Here is a 690-nt window from a genome sequence, read left to right as displayed (position 1 = left end):
ACGGGTGGGCGCGGCGCCCTCGACGGTGCGCCTGGCGCTCCGGCGGTTCGAGGCCGCGGGCTTGAGCTGGCCGTTGCCAGACGACGTCACCGACACGGTTCTGGAACTTCGCCTGTTCGCGAAGACCGGCAATGGCAACCGTCAGGGTCACCGCCGCATCGCCGAGCCCGACTGGGCGACCGTGCACCGCGAGCTCAAACGCAAGCACGTGACGCTGTCGATCCTGTGGGAGGAATATATCGCCACCGAGCCCGGCGGATACCGGTACTCGCGCTTCTGTGAGCTCTACCGCGCCTGGGAGGGCCGCCTGTCGGTGACGATGCGCCAGGCCCATGCGGCCGGCGACAAGTTGTTCGTCGACTATGCCGGCGATGGCGTGCCGGTGGTGGTCGACCGCCTGACCGGTGAGCGCAGAACGGCGCAGATCTTCGTCGCCGTGCTCGGCGCATCGAGCTTCACCTACGCGCAGGCGACGTGGACGCAGGGGCTCGCCGACTGGATCAGCGCCCATGTTGGCGCCTTCGCGGCGATCGGCGGCATACCGGCGCTGGTGGTGCCCGACAACACCAAGGTCGCGGTCATTAAGGCGAGCCTGTACGACCCGCAGATCAATCGTACCTACGCGGAGATGGCGGCGCATTACGGCACCGCCATCTTGCCGGCGCGGCCGCGCAAGCCGCGCGACAAGGC

General features: G+C 68.7%; 1 protein-coding gene. It reads left to right on the top strand.

From position 1 onward, the window contains the following. On the top strand, positions 1–690 hold a 690-nt coding region (gene istA / locus AC0L3A_RS40810; RefSeq protein ID WP_473256590.1), incomplete at both ends, for an IS21 family transposase.

The sequence above is a fragment of the Bradyrhizobium sp. MI1.3 genome (assembly GCF_055811695.1).
The sequence above is the reverse complement of the archived record's forward strand: the minus strand, read 5'-3'. Positions and strand labels throughout refer to the sequence as shown.